Source organism: Streptomyces sp. NPDC005794, from assembly GCF_042871445.1.
In the GTDB taxonomy this organism is placed as follows: domain Bacteria; phylum Actinomycetota; class Actinomycetes; order Streptomycetales; family Streptomycetaceae; genus Streptomyces.
Genome location: NZ_JBIAIN010000016.1, coordinates 41708 through 56906 on the forward strand (window position 1 = coordinate 41708; position 15199 = coordinate 56906).

The following is a 15199-nucleotide window of genomic DNA, read 5'->3' on the forward strand; positions in this document are numbered from 1 at the left end:
GCTCAGAGTGGCGGCCGCCGCTTGCCCGGCTTGGTCGAGCGGCCTTCGACGAGCGCCCGCCTGATCTGTGCGGCGGCCGCGCGGGCGTGCTCCGAGGTCGCCGTCCGGTCGGCCACCGACGTGACGAAGCGGTGGGTGGGGCGCAGGCACTGACCGCACGGCGTGTCGGTGGTGAGCAGGTAGCCGTCCTCGCACTGGGGATTCGCGCAGTGGCCGGGGCTCACGAGTGCTTCGGCGATCTCCTGCGGCGCCCAGCGGCGCCGGCCGTCCTCGTCCTTCTCGTGGAGGGCGTGGGACCAGCGGACGTTCCACCGGCGTTCGAGCCGCTCGAGGAGCTGGTCGGGAGTCCGCCGGGCGAGTTCCCGGTGGATCAGGTCGTGCACCGTACGGGGGTGGCGATGGCCGAGCGCCTGGACCAGCGGTTGCGGAAGGGCCTGAAGGATGTAGGTGACCGGATCGCCGCCGGCGCGCTCGCGCCACTTGCGGCAGGCGCAGGGGCCCTCGACCGGAAGCGCCCGCTGGCATCGGCCGCACCGGCCGCGGCATTCCGCGCAGAGCCCGTCGTCGAGCCCGTCCAGGTGGGGTGCGGGGGCCCGGCCGCAGTCGCGGCAGCAGGCGGCACAGGGGCCGCAGAGGCGTTCGTCACCGAGCTTCGTCGTCCACTGCCGCTGCTGGCAGCGGCAGCAGAGGGCGTTGTTGCAGTACTCGTGGTGGGCGGCGCCCGAGTGTCGTCCGGGGGGCGGGAATGCCATGGGTGCGTTCTCCAGGTGCGTGGCCAGGATCGGTCAGGTCCAAGCCATGTCGACGAAGCGCGCGCAGGGGCCCTCGGACGACGGTATCGCCCCGGCCGGGTTCCGTGCGGCGCTCTGCCACGATCAGGTCGCCATTGTCCCGTACCCGGACGGTGCGCGGAGTCAGGGCCTCAGGCCGCTGACCACGTCCGCGGTGGCGGTGATCCCTTCGTGGATGGTGGGAGCCATGCTCGTACTCGCGAGGAGGAATCCCAGCAGGGCGCAGACGATCGCGTGCGAGATCTTGAGTCCGCCGTTGCGCAGGAAAATCACTGCGAGGATCAGCAGGAGCAGCACCACTGAGATCGAAATGGCCATGGCCAACCTCCTCCGCCGCGCCGGAATTGCGGCATTCGGCCGCCAGTGTGGCGCAGCGGAGGAGCCGTTCGGCGCACCGGCGTGTCCGCCGAACGGGTGTTGACGCACGGTGACCGGTGGCGGCGGGCCGCGCCGTTCAGTCGCTGCGGCTGCCGCTGGACTCGCGTCGCCGAAGGAAGTGCTCGAGCCCCGCCAGATCGTCGGTGTTGAGGTGGTCCACGTCCGCGGCGACGAGCTCGGTCCACACGGCGTCGCGTTCCGGGCCCGCGATGTCGGGCGTACCCCAGAAGCGGACCCGCTGATTGCTTGCGTGGGCGGCTGAGACGAGGGTGCGCAGCCTGGCCCGTTCGGCGGCGGGGAAGGGGCCCGACCCCTGCCAGCTGAAGTTCGTGGCCCAGTTGCTGCTGATGAGCGGGATGAAGGACGCCGGAGCCGCGGTGCCGAGGTCCTCCGGCCGGCCGTCGTAGAAGGCGTACCGGGTGGTCTGCACCTCCATCGGGACGCGGGCCGCGCGGTCTCCCGAGATGACGGGGGTCACCGCGCCGGTGCGGATCCGGCCATGGACGGAGCGGGTGAGGATGTGGCGGTAGCGGCGGAGCACCCGGTCGAGCGCGAGGTAGGCGGCGGCGCCGTCGGTCTTGATGTCGATCAGCAGCTGCAGCGGGGCGGGATGTCCGGCGTGGACGGAACCGTGGTTGGCGCGGACCCGGGCCAGCAAGGGGTCGAGGTAGAGCGAGACGAGGGTGCGCGCGGGGTCGAGGCTCTCGGCCTCGTGGGCGACGAGCAGTTCGCCGTCGACGAGGAAGATGTCCGCCTCGACGCTGGTGAAACCGTGCGCGAGCGCGTCGTGGAGAGGTCGCGGGTGCAGGTAGTCGTTGTGCGCGTGGGCGCGGGCCAGCGGGCGGGGACCACGGGGACGGGCGGGCGCGGAGGGTGCCGCTGCGGCCGCCTGGGCGGGGACGAACGCTCCGGCGGCCGCGGTGGCGAGGGCGGTGGAGACGACTCTGCGACGGGTCAGGTGTGCCATGGGGTCTCCCTGAAGCGAGCGGGTGAGCGGGCTGAGCGGGTGGGGGGACGCGACGAGTATGGAGGCGGGGACGCACCGAAAGGCAGGTACCTGCCAAGAGTTGGAACGTCCGCCGTCCGCTCGTCGGCTGCGCTGCGCCTGCTGTTTCCCCCTGCCCGCCGTTCCGGCGTCCACAGGGCATGACGGGGCGGGGGCACGTGTCCTCACGCGCCCCCGCCCCGGAACCGCCCTACGGAGCCGGCAGCTCCACCAGCCCGGCTACTGCTTCACGGTGGCGTCCCGCGGTGCCGTACGCGATCGAGTCGGCCTTGGCCCGCTTCAGATACAGGTGCGCGGGATGCTCCCAGGTCATTCCGATCCCGCCGTGCAGCTGGACGCATTCCTCCGCGGCGTGCACCGCGGCCTCGGAGCAGTAGGCCTGCGCCACGGCTACGGCGAGCGGTGCGTCCGGGCTGCCGGTCGCCAGCGCGTCCGCGGCGTTGCGGGCGGCGGCGCGCGCGGACACGACCTCGAGCCAGAGCTGGGCCATCCGGTGCTTGAGCGACTGGAACGAGCCCACCGGCCTGTTGAACTGGTGGCGTTCGCGGGTGTGCCGGACGGTCTCGGTCAGGCACCACTCGGCCAGCCCGAGCTGCTCGGATGCGAGCAGTCCGGCGCCGGCCAGCAGGCCCTCGCTCACGGCCTCCGCAGCGGGGCCCGCCTCCGCGAGCCGGGTGCCGGTGGCCCCGGTCAGAGTGACGGTGGCGAGCGGGCGGGTCAGGTCGAGCGGGACGAGCGGCTGGACGGTGACGCCGTCCCCGCCGGTCTCCACCGCGTACAGCCCCTCCGCTGTGGGCACCAGCAGCACGTCGGCCGCCGACGCCTCCGCGACGCCGGTCACGGTGCGCTCCAGGGTGCCGGTCATCGCGGCGGCTCCGTCGGCCGGGGGTGTGGCGAACGGCAGGGCGAGCACGGCGACCTTGCGGCCCGCCGCCAGCTCACCGAGGAGTTCGGCGACCGGGCCGTCGTCGTCGCCCAGAGCGAGGAGGATCCCGGTCGCGACGACGGCGCTCGTCAGGTACGGCGCCGGAGCGACGCTGCGGCCGAGCTCCTCCAGGACCACGGCGGCCTCACGGTGGGTGGCGCCCTGGCCTCCGAGCTTCTCCGGGACCAGCAGTCCGGCTGCTCCGATCCCCGTGGCGAGCGATTCCCACAGCCGCAGGTCGTACGGCGTGTCGGACTCGGTCGCGGCAATCACCGTCGGCGCGTCGGCCCGGTCGGCGAGCAGCGAACGCACGGCCGAGCGCAGGTCCTCCTCGGTCTCCGAGTAGAGCAGGTCGGGTGCCTGGGCGGCTTCGGGCTGTGCGGTCATCGGGCGAGATCCTTCCAGGCGACGTCCTTGTCGTTACGCGGCTCGACGGGCAGACCGAGGACGCGTTCGGCGACGATGTTGAGCAGGACCTCGCTCGTGCCACCCTCGATGGAGTTGCCCTTGGAGCGCAGGTAGCGGTAGCCGGCGTCGCGTCCGGTGAAGTCGACGAGCTCCGGGCGGCGCATGGTCCAGTCGCTGTACAACAGGCCTTCGTCACCCAGGAGTTCCACTTCCAGCCCACTGATCTCCTGGTTGAGCCGGGCGAACGCGAGCTTCATGCCGGAGCCTTCGGGGCCCGGCTGTCCCGCGACGAGCTGCTGGCGCAGCCGCTCACCGGTGAGCCTGGCGACCTCGGCCTCCACCCACAGCGTGAGCAGCCGCTGATGGAGGTCGTGGGTGCGCAGGCCGGGCTTCTCGCGCCAGGTCTTCGCGACGGTGCCGATCATGCCGCCCTCGCGGGGGATGCGGGCTCCGCCGATCGAGACGCGTTCGTTCATCAGCGTGGTCTGGGCGACCTTCCAGCCGTCACCGACCGGGCCGAGGCGCCTGCTGTCCGGGATGCGTACGCCGGTGAGGAAGACCTCGTTGAACTCGGCCTCGCCGGTGATCTGGCGCAGCGGGCGCACCTCGACACCGGGGTCGGTCATGTCGCAGATGAAGTAGCTGATGCCACGGTGCTTGGGGACGTCAGGGTCGGTGCGGGCGATCAGGATCGCCCAGCGTGCCACATGCGCGCTGGACGTCCAGACCTTCTGCCCGTCGACGACCCAGTCCTCGCCGTCCTTGACCGCGCGTGTGCCCAGCGCGGCGAGATCGGATCCGGCACCGGGCTCGCTGAAGAGCTGGCACCACACCTCCTCGCCGATCCACAGCGGCCTCAGGAAGCGCTGCTTCTGCTCGTCGGTGCCGTAGCCGAGGATCGTCGGGGCGGCCATGCCGAGGCCGATGCCGATACGGCGCGGGTCGTTGTCGGGAGCTCCGGCGGCGGCGAGTTCGGCGTCGACGACGGGCTGCAGGGAGCGTGGCGCGTCGAGTCCGCCGAGCCCGACGGGGTAGTGCACCCAGGCCAGACCGGCGTCGAAGCGCGCCGCCAGGAAGGCGTTACGTCCGGTGGTGGCCGGCGGGTGGGCTGCCAGCAGCTCCCGGGTGAGTCGGCGGATCTGTGCCGCGTCGATGGCTGTGCTCATCGGGTGCCTCCTGGCGGCAGGACGACGATGCGGCCGGTGCTGGTGCCGTCGGCGACCCGCTGGACGGCTCGTGCCGCGCCGGTCATGGGGACGCGCTCGCTGATCAGCGGCTTGACGACGCCCCGTGCCGCGAGCTCGGTGAGCTCGTCGTGGCAGGCGCGGACGGCGGCCGGGTCCTTGGTGTTGTACAGACCCCAGTGGAGTCCTGTGATCGAGTAGTTCTTCACCAGGGCGTGGTTGAGGCCGGGTGTGGGGATGACCCCGCTCGCGAAGCCGACGACGACGACCCGCCCCTCGAAGGCGATGCACTTGACGGACCTGGCGTAGGCGTCTCCGCCGACCGGGTCGTAGACGACGTCCGCGCCGTGTCCGCCCGTGAATTCCTTCACCGCCGCGACGATGTCCTCGCTCCGGCGGTCGATGACCAGGTCGCAGCCCAGTTCGCGGGCGATCGCGGCCTTCTCCGGGCCACCGACGACGCCGATGACCGTGGCGCCGGCCGCCTTGCCGAGCTGGACGGCCGCGCTGCCGACACCGCCGGCGGCCGCGTGCACCAGCAGCGTTTCACCGGCCTGCAGGTGTGCGCGCCGGTGCAGCCCGAACCAGCCGGTCTGGTAGCCGATGTGCAGTGCGGCGGCCTCGGCGTCGTCCAGGGCGTCGGGTGCGGGGAGCAGGGCTGCGGCGTCCGCGACGACGTACTCCGCGAAGCCGCCCTGCGGGAGGGCGGGGGTGGCGAGCACCCTGCGCCCGTCCTCGGTCTCACCGCAGATCTCGACGCCGGGGGTGAAGGGCAGCGGGGGCCTCACCTGGTACTGGCCGCGGCAGAGCAGCGCGTCGGGGAAGTTGATGTTCGCCGCGCGCACCTTGAGCAGCACCTGCCCGTCCCCGGGTGTCGGCCGGTCCGTCTCCTCGAGCTCCATCACCTCGCTCGGTTCGCCGTTCCGGTGCACTCGCCATGCCTGCATGAGGGGCCTCCACAACACTGTCGGCATTACCACTGCTCCGGCGCATACTAAGCGGTCGCTTGCCGGTCTGGGAACACCTCGCGACGGTCGGCCCGGGCCCGTTCGTCACCGCTTCGGCTTGGCCCTGACGTGCATCCGCTCCCCCTGCGGCCCGAACAGGCTGAGAAACTCGACCGGCTCGTCGCCCGCGGGGCCGAACCAGTGCGGGAGCCTGGTGTCGAACTCGGCGGCCTCACCGGGGGCCAGGACCAGGTCGTGCTCGGCGAGCTTGAGCCGCAGCCTGCCGTTGAGCACGTACAGCCACTCGTACCCCTCGTGCGTGCGCTGCTCGGGCGCCTCGGTGCAGGAGACCTCCTGTATGACCTTGTACGCCTGGAGACCCCCGGGCCGGGCGGTGAGCGGCAGGGAGGTCTTCCCGCCGTGCACGATCGGCTTCGCCTTGACCCTGGGATCGCCGACCGGCGGCGCCCCGACGAGGTCGTCGAGCGGCACCTCATGAGCCCGGGCGATGGGGAGCAGCAGCTCCAGGCTGGGGCGCCGGCCACCGGATTCGAGCCGGGAGAGGGTGGAGACGGAGATTCCGGTGGCCTCGGAGAGTCCCGCGAGCGTCACACCCCGGTCCTTGCGCAACCGCCGCAGCCGCGGGCCGACCCCGGTGAGCACGGCGTCGAGTCCAGCGTCTTCCTGGTTCGGTTCCTTCATGGCATCCATTGCAGAATCAGCAAGCCCATTTGTCAATCAGCCGCCCGCTGCGGAGGTGCCGGACCCAGCCGTGCACAGAGGCCGGGCATGCACTGCGGACATTCCGGCGAACGGATGCACGCATTCCGGAAGGAGTTCGGGGCAGGGAGCAAGGAGTCACTCCGGCCGGACACGCCGTACCACCGGTCACGCCGAGCCGGGGTGAGCAGGACCCCGGACCGCCACCGCTCCGGCAACCGAAAGGAACCCGTTCGTGATCAGCCCCGCCCCCCTCTCCCCCTCCGAGGCCGCAGCCCGGCTGGAGGAGTTCACCGTCATCGACGTGCGGGCCCCGGGCGAGTACGCCTCCGGGCACGTGCCCGGCGCCCTGAACGTTCCGCTCGACCGGCTCGACGAGGCGGTGCCGGCCCTGAAGTCGGCCTCCGCCAGGGGCTCCCTGCTGGTGGTGTGCGCCTCCGGTGTGCGGTCCACCAGGGCGTGCGAGATACTCGCCGCCGCCGACATCGACGCCGCCGCCCTGACCGGCGGAACCTCCGCCTGGGAGGGCGCCGGTCATGGCCTGGACCGTCCGGTGGACGCCCGGGCGACCTGGCCGATGGAGCGCCAGGTGCGCCTCGCCGCGGGTGCGCTGGTGGTGGTCGGCCTGGTGGCGGGCCGTCGCTTCCCGGCCGCCCGGTGGCTGTCGGCCGGCATCGGCGCCGGCCTCACCTACTCCGCGCTGAGCAATACCTGCGGCATGGCGGCCGTCCTCGCGAAGCTCCCGTACAACCGCGCGCCGCAGTCGGCGGCCGGGCTGGACGCCACACTGGACGCCCTCCAGGGCTGACCACGGACGGCCGCGGGTCAATAGAGCTAGCGGTCGCTCTCGCCCCGCACGAGAGCGAGCAGCCGGTCCAGCACGTGGGAGCCGCCCGCGCGCACACCGTCGTGCTCGTACTCGCTGGTCACCCAGGTACGCAGGCCACGGATCGAGGACGCGGTGTGCAGCGCGTGGCCGGTGTCCACGTACATGTCGTCGTGGTAGACGGCGGCTGCCACCGGGACCTCGTTGGCCGCGAGCCGCTCGGCGTCGTACAGGACGGGCCAGTCGGTGCGGGCGGCGAGCAGTTCCGCCGTCTCACGCAGGGGGCGCAGCGCGGGGTCGACGTCGAAGTGCCAGGGGTGAATGCTCTCGCCGGTGAAGAGCACCGGACCGTCACCGGCCAGCGCGGCGGTGGCGTCGAACTGCGGGAACTCGGCGCGGACGCGCTCGGCCGCCCAGTCGGTGGGCCGCGCGCCCTGGCCGTAGATCGCCTCGTGCATCAGGGCGTACAGCGGGTGCCCCGCGAACGAGGTGGCGGTGCGCATGGATTCCTGGAAGGCGTCGGACAGTTCGGCCCCGTGCGGACCCTCGACGAACGCGTTCTCCAGAAGGTAGTGCAACTGGTGGCTGCCGTTGCCGCCGCCCAGCATGATGCCGAGGGACTGGAACCCCTCGGCTGTCAGCGTGTGCCCGGCGCTGTCCGGGCGGTGCTCGGCGAGGTACGCGGCGATCGCTCGGGCGCGCGCGACGTCCTGCGGGTAGCGGGCGTAGTGCGCGGCGACCTTCCGCTCGATGCGCGGGTAACCGGCCCGGTAGACGTCGTCGGCGTGCGCGTCCAGCGAGGGCAGGCCTCCGGTGATCAGGACGGCCGCGAGCCCCTCCGGGGCCGCCGAGAGATAGCGGACGGCACAGAAGCCGCCGAAGGACTGCCCCAGGACGGTCCAGGGCGCGCCGCCGGTGAGCCGGGGGCGGATCAGTTCGCAGTCACGGACGATACTGTCGGAACGGAAGTGCGCGAGGTAGTCGGCCTGCTCGCGCGGGCCTCCACGCAGGGGCAGTGTCTGCCGGTTGGCCGGGGTGGACAAGCCGGTGCCGCGCTGGTCCATGAGCAGCACCCGGAACTCCCGCACCGCCCGCCCCAGCCAGGCCTCCGTGCCGACGAAACGGCGGGCACCGAAGCCGGGGCCGCCTTCCAGATAGACCAGCCACGGCAGGTCCTCAGCGGACGTCCCGCCGGCCACGGCTTCGCGGCCGAAGATCTCGATCGTCTCGCCGCCCGGATCGTCATGGTCGAGCGGGACCGTGAACCGTCGGTCGGTGAGGACGATGCCGGGCTGGCGATAACTGTTCAAGGGAACTCCTGTATCCGGTGCTTCCGGGACAGTTCAGCACACCACCATGACCCGGTCGGCCGCAGCCCGTGTGCGCCCGGTCCCGGCGCCTCCTACCGTGCGTTGCGACCGCAGGCGTGACCCGCGCCCGCTTTACCGGCGTTTACCATTAACCCGCGTATGCAATTATTGTCTACGCCAGTAACCATCGCACGCGGATAGGCTCAGCCCTACACCGCCCAGCCCGACACCGCTCGGTCCGACACCACGAAAGGCATCAGCATGTCCACGGTCCCCACCGTCACGCTCAACAACGGCGTCACGATTCCGCAGCTCGGATTCGGTGTCTTCCAGGTACCCGACGACGAGACCACCGCCGCGGTCACCGGAGCGCTGGAGGCGGGCTACCGCTCCATCGACACCGCCGCCGTCTACGGCAACGAGACAGGCGTGGGCCGCGCGCTCGCCGACTCCGGGCTCGCCCGCGAGGAGCTGTTCGTCACCACGAAGCTCTGGAACGCGGACCAGGGATACGACTCCGCCCTCGCCGCCTTCGACGCGAGCCTGGCCAAGCTCGGCCTCGACCACGTGGACCTCTATCTCATCCACTGGCCCACCCCGGCCCGCGACCTCTACGTCGACACCTGGCGCGCCCTGGAGAAGCTGCTGGCCGACGGCCGGATCCGGGCCGCCGGTGTGTCGAACTTCCAGCCCGCGCACCTTCGCCGCCTGCGGGAGGAGAGCTCCCTCGTCCCCGCGGTCAACCAGATCGAGCTGCACCCCGGGCTCCAGCAGAGCGAGCTGCGCGCCGTGCACGCGGAGTACGGCATCGCCACCGAGGCCTGGAGCCCGCTGGCACAGGGCGCACTGCTGGACGACGCGGTACTCGTCTCCCTCGCCGAACGCCACGGCAAGACGCCGGCCCAGGTGGTCCTGCGCTGGCACCTCCAGCTCGGCAACGTCGTGATCCCCAAGTCGGTCACCCCCGCCCGCATCCGGCAGAACATCGACGTCTTCGACTTCGAACTCTCGGCCGCCGACATGGACGCGGTCGCGGGCCTGGACCGCGGCATGCGTACGGGCCCGGATCCCGACACCCTCAACTGAGCTCTGCCGCCGACCCCGCCGACCCCGCCGGCGGGGTCGGCTCTTCACCGGCTACCGCCCGCGCCGGTAACTGCTGCCGTCCCTGGGCCGTTCCAGCAGACCGGCGACCACGAGGTAACGGCGCAGGGCCGAGCAGTCCTCGTGCACGGTGCGCAGCGCGTCGTTGACCTCGCGCTCCGTGTAGACGCGGTCGCGCTCGAAGAGCGTGTCGGCGAGGTGCACCAGCAGCTGCTCGCGGCGGGCGGGTTTCCGGGGGATCGCCGTCAGGCGCCCGCCCGAGAAGAGCGCGGCCACCTGGCGCGAACCGCGGGGTTCCGTATCGGACATCCCGGAAGCGTCGCAGGTACAGGCCCGACGGGCAACGTGTTTTCCCGCGATACGAGAGCTGGTTGACGTTCGGGCCGACCGTCGTACGGTGTGACCATTCATTCACCCTCGCGACACAAGGCGGTCCCTCATGGCCCTGTTCGACCTTCCGCTTGATGAACTGCACGCCTACCGCAGCCGGTCGGAGGAGCCCGAGGACTTCGACGCGTTCTGGTCGACCACGCTCGACGAGGCGAGAACCCACGATCTGAACGCCCGCTTCGAGCGGTGCGCCGGCCTCGGTCTCGTCACGGTCGACGTGTACGACGTGACGTTCGCCGGCTTCGGCGGCCACCCCGTGAAGGGCTGGTTCGTCATACCGGCGGGGACCACCGAACCCCTCCCGGTCGCCGTCGAGTTCATCGGGTACGGCGGCGGGCGGAACCTGCCCCACGCCCACCTGCTCTGGGCCTCGGCCGGCCTGGCCCACTTCGTGATGGACACCCGGGGCCAGGGCAGCGGCTGGGCCCCCGGCGATACCGCCGACCCCGTGGGCTCCGGCCCCTCGCTGGCCGGATTCATGACCCAGGGCATCGAGGACCCGGCCACCTACTACTACCGCAGGGTGATCACGGACGCGGTGCGCGCGGTGGAGGCGGCCCGGTCACACCCGCTGGCCGACGCGTCGCGCACCGCCGTGATCGGCGCGAGCCAGGGCGGCGGTCTCGCCCTCGCGGCCGCCGGGCTGGTGCCCGGCCTGGCGGCCGTCGCACCGGACGTGCCGTTCCTCTGCGACTTCCCCCGGGCGACCCGGATGACCGACCGCAAGCCGTACCGCGAGATCGGCGACTACCTGAAGACCCACCGGGGCCGCGCCGAGCAGACCGACAAGACGCTGGCCTACTTCGACGGGGTCCACTTCGCCGCACGCGGGCGGGCACCCGCGCTGTTCTCCGTGGCCATGGAGGACCTGACCTGCCCTCCGTCCACGGTGTTCGCCGCGTACAACGCGTACGCCCACGCCGACAAGGAGATCGAGGTGTACGACTTCAACGACCACGAGGGCGGCGGCCCGTTCCAGCATGCGAAGCAGCTCACGTGGCTGCCGGGACTGCTGAAGGCCTGACGGACGCGCGCGGCCCGGACCCCCTTGACCTGCCTCGCGGGCGGAGCCTAGGTTTCCCGGAGAGAAAGCGCTTGCTGTCCAGTGGGCGCCCATATCTCCGTCTGAAGGGGTGTTTGTCACGACCAGCAATCCTTCGCGCCGGAATCCGGTGCGGGTCGCCATCGTCGGCACGGGTGCGATCGCGCGTGGCAGTCATCTGCCCGCGCTGACCGCACTCGCCGCCGGGCAACCGCTGGAGATCGTCGCCGCGGTCGATGTCGACGCCACCTCGGTCGAGGCGTTCTGCGCCGATGCCGGGATCGCCCACCGGTACACCGACCTCGACCGGATGCTCGCCGAGCAGCGCCCGGACCTGGTCACTCTCGCCACCCCGCCCCGGTTCCACCGCGACCAGACCGTGGCCGCGCTGCGCGCCGGGGCGTGGGTGTGGTGCGAGAAGCCGCCCTGTCCATCACTGCAGGACTTCGACGCGATCGAAGCGGCCGAGGGCGCCGGCGGCGTCGGCCCGTACGCGGCGATCGTGTTCCAGCACCGCTTCGGCTCCGGCTCCCGGCACGTTCGGGAGCTGCTCGCCCGACAGACCATGGGCCGGCCACTGGTGGCTCACTGCCAGACCACCTGGTACCGGGACGAGGCGTACTACTCCGTTCCCTGGCGCGGCAGTTGGAGCAGCGAGGGTGGCGGGCCCGCGATGGGGCACGGTATCCACCAGATGGATCTGCTGCTCGATCTGCTGGGGCCGTGGGCGGAGATCCGCGCCATGGCCGGGCGGCTGGTGCACGACGTGGAGACGGAGGATGTCTCCACCGCGCTGATCCGCTTCGAGAGCGGTGCGATGGCCACCGTCGTGAACAGCGTGCTCAGCCCGGACGAGGTCAGCCGGATCCGGATCGACTGCGAGCGGGCGACGGTCGAGCTCACCCACCTGTACGGGCATCGCAACGCGGACTGGCGGATCACACCGGCCCCCGGAATCGCGTCCGAAGAGGTCGACGTCTGGCGGGACTTCGGACCCGACGTACCCAGCTCGCACGAGGCACAGCTCCAGGGTCTGCTGGAGGACATGCGGGCCGGACGCAGGCCGCGGAGCAGCGGCGCGGACGGCCGCAAGAGCCTCGAGCTGGTCGCCGCGCTCTACAAGGCGGCCTTCACCGGGGGCACCGTGCGGGCGGGCGAGATCGGGCCCGGCGACCCGTACTACGGCGCGCTGCACGGCAACGCTCCGGGCTGGGCACCGGAGCACCTGGTACGGCCCGCGGAGGTCCCGGCATGAGGCAGACCGTGGAACTCGTCCACCGGCACGGCGACCATCTCTCCGTCATCGCGACGGGAAGCGGGGTGGAACTGCTGCGCTACGTCTACCGGGCCGAGGACGCGTGGGAGGCTCCGAAGCCGTACATCCACCCCCTGCGCACCCTGTCCGGGCAGGTGGTGACCGGGTACCGGCCCAACGACCACCGCTGGCACAAGGGGCTGCAGATGACCGCCTCGCACCTGTCGGGCGCGAATCTGTGGGGCGGCAACAGCTACGTGCACGGCGAGGGGTACCTCGCCCTGCCTGAGCGCGTCGGCTCCATGGCGCACGCCGGTTTCGACGAGGTCGCCGTGCACGACGGCGGGGCCCGTTTCACGGAGCGGCTGACCTGGCATCCGCGCGGCGGGGAGCTCTGGGCCGAGGAGACGCGCCGTATCGAGGTGCACGACGTCGACGCCGTGAGCGGCAGCTGGGCGCTGACCTGGTCGTCCGCGGTCACCAACCGGCGCGAGGAACCGTTGCGGTTCGGCAGCCCGACGACGCACGGCCGCCCGGGCGCGGGGTACACCGGGCTGTTCTGGCGGGGGCCGCGCGCCTTCCGCGACGGGCGGATCATCGCCCAGGACGCCGAGGGACCGGACATGATGGGGCGGCAGTCCCCCTGGCTGGCGTACAGCGGTGAGCACGACGAGGCCGACGGGCACGCGACGCTCGTCTTCGTCCACTCCCCCGAGAACGACCACACCGGCGCGGGTGGTGCGCATCCCGCGCACTGGTTCGTGCGCAACTCCTCCTTCGCTGCGGTCGCTCCGTCGTTCGCCTTCCACGAGGAGCTGGTACTGGATCCGGGGGCGACCCTGGCCCGCCGCTACCGGGTTCTGGTCGCCGACGGGGCCTGGGACCGCGACCGGATCGCATCCGAGGTCGGGGCGCTCTCCTGGTAGTGGCCCGCTCAGGGCCGTCGGGACACCGGCGTGCAGCCTGCCCACCGCATCTCGTCTCACTGCCTGGACGTCCGTGAGACGGATGGAAGAGGAATCCACTCACAGAAACCGAACCTCTTCAGCAGCATACGTCCCTTTATTTCCGGAATATCCCCTCGCCCCGCTCCGGGAGCTCATGCGCGCAGGCCGTACCGTGGGGGCAGCGGGGTAAGTCAAGCCTTACCCCGCTGCACTCTGCCCGTGCTCGTCCGCCCTAAGGAACAACACTCCATGACACGCCCCGTCCGCGTCGCCATCGTCGGAGCCGGTCCCGCCGGAATCTACGCAGCGGACGCGCTTCTCAAGTCCGAGGCCGCCCAGGAGCCGGGCGTATCGATCGACCTGTTCGAGCGCATGCCCGCCCCCTTCGGCCTGATCCGGTACGGAGTGGCTCCGGACCACCCGCGGATCAAGGGCATCGTCAAGGCTCTGCACCAGGTCCTGGACAAGCCGCAGCTGCGGCTGTTCGGCAACGTCGACTACCCCAACGACATCGGCCTGGACGACCTGCGGTCGTTCTACGACGCCGTGATCTTCTCCACCGGCGCCGACGCCGACCGCGCCCTGGACATACCCGGCATCGAGCTGACCGGCTCCTACGGTGCGGCCGACTTCGTCGCCTGGTACGACGGCCACCCCGAGGTGTCGCGTACCTGGCCCCTGGAGGCCGAGAAGGTCGCCGTGCTCGGCGTCGGCAATGTGGCTCTGGACGTGGCGCGCATCCTGGCCAAGACGGCGGACGAACTGTTGCCGACCGAGATTCCCGCGAACGTCTACGACGGGCTCAAGGCGAACAAGGCGCTCGAGGTGCACGTCTTCGGCCGGCGCGGGCCGGCCCAGGCGAAGTTCAGCCCGATGGAGCTGCGCGAGCTGGACCACTCGCCGAACATCGAGGTCATCGTCAACCCCGAGGACATCGACTACGACGAGGGCTCGATCGCCACCCGGCGGGAGAACAAGCAGGCCAACATGGTCGCCTCCACGCTGGAGAAGTGGGCGATCCGCGACGTCGGTGACCGCCCCCACAAGCTGTTCCTGCACTTCTTCGAGTCCCCCGTGGAGGTCGTCGGCGAGGACGGCCGTGTCGTCGCCCTGCGCACCGAGCGCATGGAGCTGGACGGCACGGGCAACGTCAAGGGCACGGGCAACCACACGGACTGGGACGTGCAGAGCGTCTACCGCGCGGTCGGCTACTACTCGGAGGAGCTCCCGAAGCTCCCCTTCGACGTGGCCTCCGGCACAGTCCCGCACGCGGCCGGACGCGTACTGGCCGGTGACGAGCCGATGCCCTCGGTGTACGTCACCGGGTGGATCAAGCGCGGTCCGATCGGCCTGATCGGGCACACCAAGGGTGACGCCAACGAGACCGTGGCCTGCCTGCTGGAGGACCACGCCGCCGGCCGGCTGCCCGCCCCCACACAGCCGGGTGCCGACGCGGTGGTCGACTTCCTGGAGCAGCGCGGCGTCCGGTACACCACCAAGGAAGGCTGGCACCGCCTGGACGCCCACGAGCAGGCGCTCGGCGCCGAGCAGGGCCGCGAGCGCATCAAGGTCGTGGAGCGCACGGCCATGCTGGACGCGTCCGGAGCCTAACGGCCGACGAGCCGCTCCGCGCCCTGGCGCCCCTCCCCCGGGGGCGCCAGGGCGCGGTGCTGTCCGGGGGTCTCGTGTCGGGACCCGGGGACGTTGCAGTGCTGCACGCCGCGGTCGCGAGCGGGGTGCCGTATCGGAACGCTCTGGTCATCAGTGCGTGGACGCGGAAACGGCGGTGGTCGATCCGTGGTTGCGAGTCGTACCAGGACTGGCGCTCATCGACGGGGAGACGGAGGACCTGGCCCGGACAGCCGGCGTCGCACCGGCCTGGCTCGCCGGAGCGGCGCTTTCCGACATTCGGCAGAGCTCACCGTTCGTCCACCTGACCGGCCGTTTCGATGTGCCCGACCGTGAT

General features: G+C 71.5%; 15 protein-coding genes. 6 read left to right on the top strand and 9 right to left on the bottom strand.

All coding sequences use genetic code 11. The features are described from left to right. Positions 1-2 precede the first annotated feature (2 nt). From ACFYQ5_RS24665 to ACFYQ5_RS24695, 7 genes are all read right to left on the bottom strand, one after another. The gene (locus ACFYQ5_RS24665) at positions 3-752 is read right to left on the bottom strand and encodes a hypothetical protein (RefSeq protein ID WP_389200465.1); all 750 of its coding nucleotides are present in this window, start codon (positions 750-752) and stop codon (positions 3-5) included. A gap of 162 nt (positions 753-914) precedes the next feature. Further along, a complete protein-coding gene (locus ACFYQ5_RS24670; RefSeq protein ID WP_389200466.1) occupies positions 915-1109 on the bottom strand; it encodes a hypothetical protein in 195 nt (64 codons plus the stop codon). A 136-nt stretch (positions 1110-1245) separates the two neighbouring features. Further along, positions 1246-2136, bottom strand: a complete 891-nt coding sequence (locus ACFYQ5_RS24675) for a phosphatidylinositol-specific phospholipase C/glycerophosphodiester phosphodiesterase family protein (protein WP_389200468.1) — start codon at positions 2134-2136, stop codon at positions 1246-1248. Positions 2137-2365: 229 nt separating this feature from the next. Further along, positions 2366-3487 (bottom strand): acyl-CoA dehydrogenase family protein, encoded by a 1122-nt coding sequence (locus ACFYQ5_RS24680; protein WP_389200470.1) that lies wholly within the window; start codon positions 3485-3487, stop codon positions 2366-2368. Then, on the bottom strand, positions 3484-4674 hold the full coding sequence (locus ACFYQ5_RS24685) for an acyl-CoA dehydrogenase family protein (protein ID WP_389200471.1): 1191 nt from the start codon (positions 4672-4674) through the stop codon (positions 3484-3486). The genes ACFYQ5_RS24680 and ACFYQ5_RS24685 overlap by 4 nt, the downstream gene beginning before the upstream one ends. Beyond that, a complete protein-coding gene (locus ACFYQ5_RS24690) occupies positions 4671-5639 on the bottom strand; it encodes an NADPH:quinone oxidoreductase family protein (RefSeq protein WP_389200473.1) in 969 nt (322 codons plus the stop codon). The genes ACFYQ5_RS24685 and ACFYQ5_RS24690 overlap by 4 nt, the downstream gene beginning before the upstream one ends. 105 nt (positions 5640-5744) lie before the next feature. After that, complete coding sequence (locus ACFYQ5_RS24695) at positions 5745-6341, bottom strand: helix-turn-helix domain-containing protein (protein ID WP_389200475.1); 597 nt, start codon at positions 6339-6341, stop codon at positions 5745-5747. 253 nt (positions 6342-6594) lie between these two features. On the opposite strand from ACFYQ5_RS24695, the gene ACFYQ5_RS24700 reads away from it, so the two are divergent. Further along, positions 6595-7167, top strand: coding sequence for a rhodanese-like domain-containing protein (locus ACFYQ5_RS24700; protein WP_389200477.1), 573 nt, complete (start codon positions 6595-6597; stop codon positions 7165-7167). Between the two features lie 26 nt (positions 7168-7193). Here ACFYQ5_RS24700 and ACFYQ5_RS24705 read toward each other — a convergent pair whose 3' ends face one another. Continuing rightward, positions 7194-8495 (bottom strand): alpha/beta fold hydrolase, encoded by a 1302-nt coding sequence (locus tag ACFYQ5_RS24705; RefSeq protein ID WP_389200479.1) that lies wholly within the window; start codon positions 8493-8495, stop codon positions 7194-7196. A gap of 261 nt (positions 8496-8756) precedes the next feature. Here ACFYQ5_RS24705 and ACFYQ5_RS24710 point away from each other — a divergent pair, with 261 nt between their 5' ends. After that, entirely contained in the window at positions 8757-9581 is an 825-nt protein-coding gene (locus ACFYQ5_RS24710) for an aldo/keto reductase (protein WP_389200480.1), read from the top strand. A 51-nt stretch (positions 9582-9632) separates the two neighbouring features. Here ACFYQ5_RS24710 and ACFYQ5_RS24715 read toward each other — a convergent pair whose 3' ends face one another. Next, positions 9633-9908: a DUF2087 domain-containing protein gene (locus ACFYQ5_RS24715; RefSeq protein WP_389200482.1), complete on the bottom strand. Its 276-nt coding sequence runs from the start codon at positions 9906-9908 to the stop codon at positions 9633-9635. Positions 9909-10038: 130 nt separating this feature from the next. Here ACFYQ5_RS24715 and ACFYQ5_RS24720 point away from each other — a divergent pair, with 130 nt between their 5' ends. The 4 genes from ACFYQ5_RS24720 to ACFYQ5_RS24735 all read left to right on the top strand — a co-directional run bounded on the left by ACFYQ5_RS24720 (position 10039) and on the right by ACFYQ5_RS24735 (position 14844). Continuing rightward, the gene (locus ACFYQ5_RS24720) at positions 10039-11013 is read left to right on the top strand and encodes an acetylxylan esterase (RefSeq protein WP_389200483.1); all 975 of its coding nucleotides are present in this window, start codon (positions 10039-10041) and stop codon (positions 11011-11013) included. A gap of 109 nt (positions 11014-11122) precedes the next feature. After that, entirely contained in the window at positions 11123-12286 is a 1164-nt protein-coding gene (locus ACFYQ5_RS24725; protein ID WP_389200485.1) for a Gfo/Idh/MocA family protein, read from the top strand. Continuing rightward, the gene (locus ACFYQ5_RS24730) at positions 12283-13212 is read left to right on the top strand and encodes a PmoA family protein (RefSeq protein ID WP_389200486.1); all 930 of its coding nucleotides are present in this window, start codon (positions 12283-12285) and stop codon (positions 13210-13212) included. Before ACFYQ5_RS24725 ends, ACFYQ5_RS24730 begins: the two co-directional genes overlap by 4 nt. A 270-nt stretch (positions 13213-13482) precedes the next feature. Beyond that, a complete protein-coding gene (locus tag ACFYQ5_RS24735) occupies positions 13483-14844 on the top strand; it encodes an FAD-dependent oxidoreductase (protein WP_389200488.1) in 1362 nt (453 codons plus the stop codon). Positions 14845-15199: the final 355 nt, after the last annotated feature.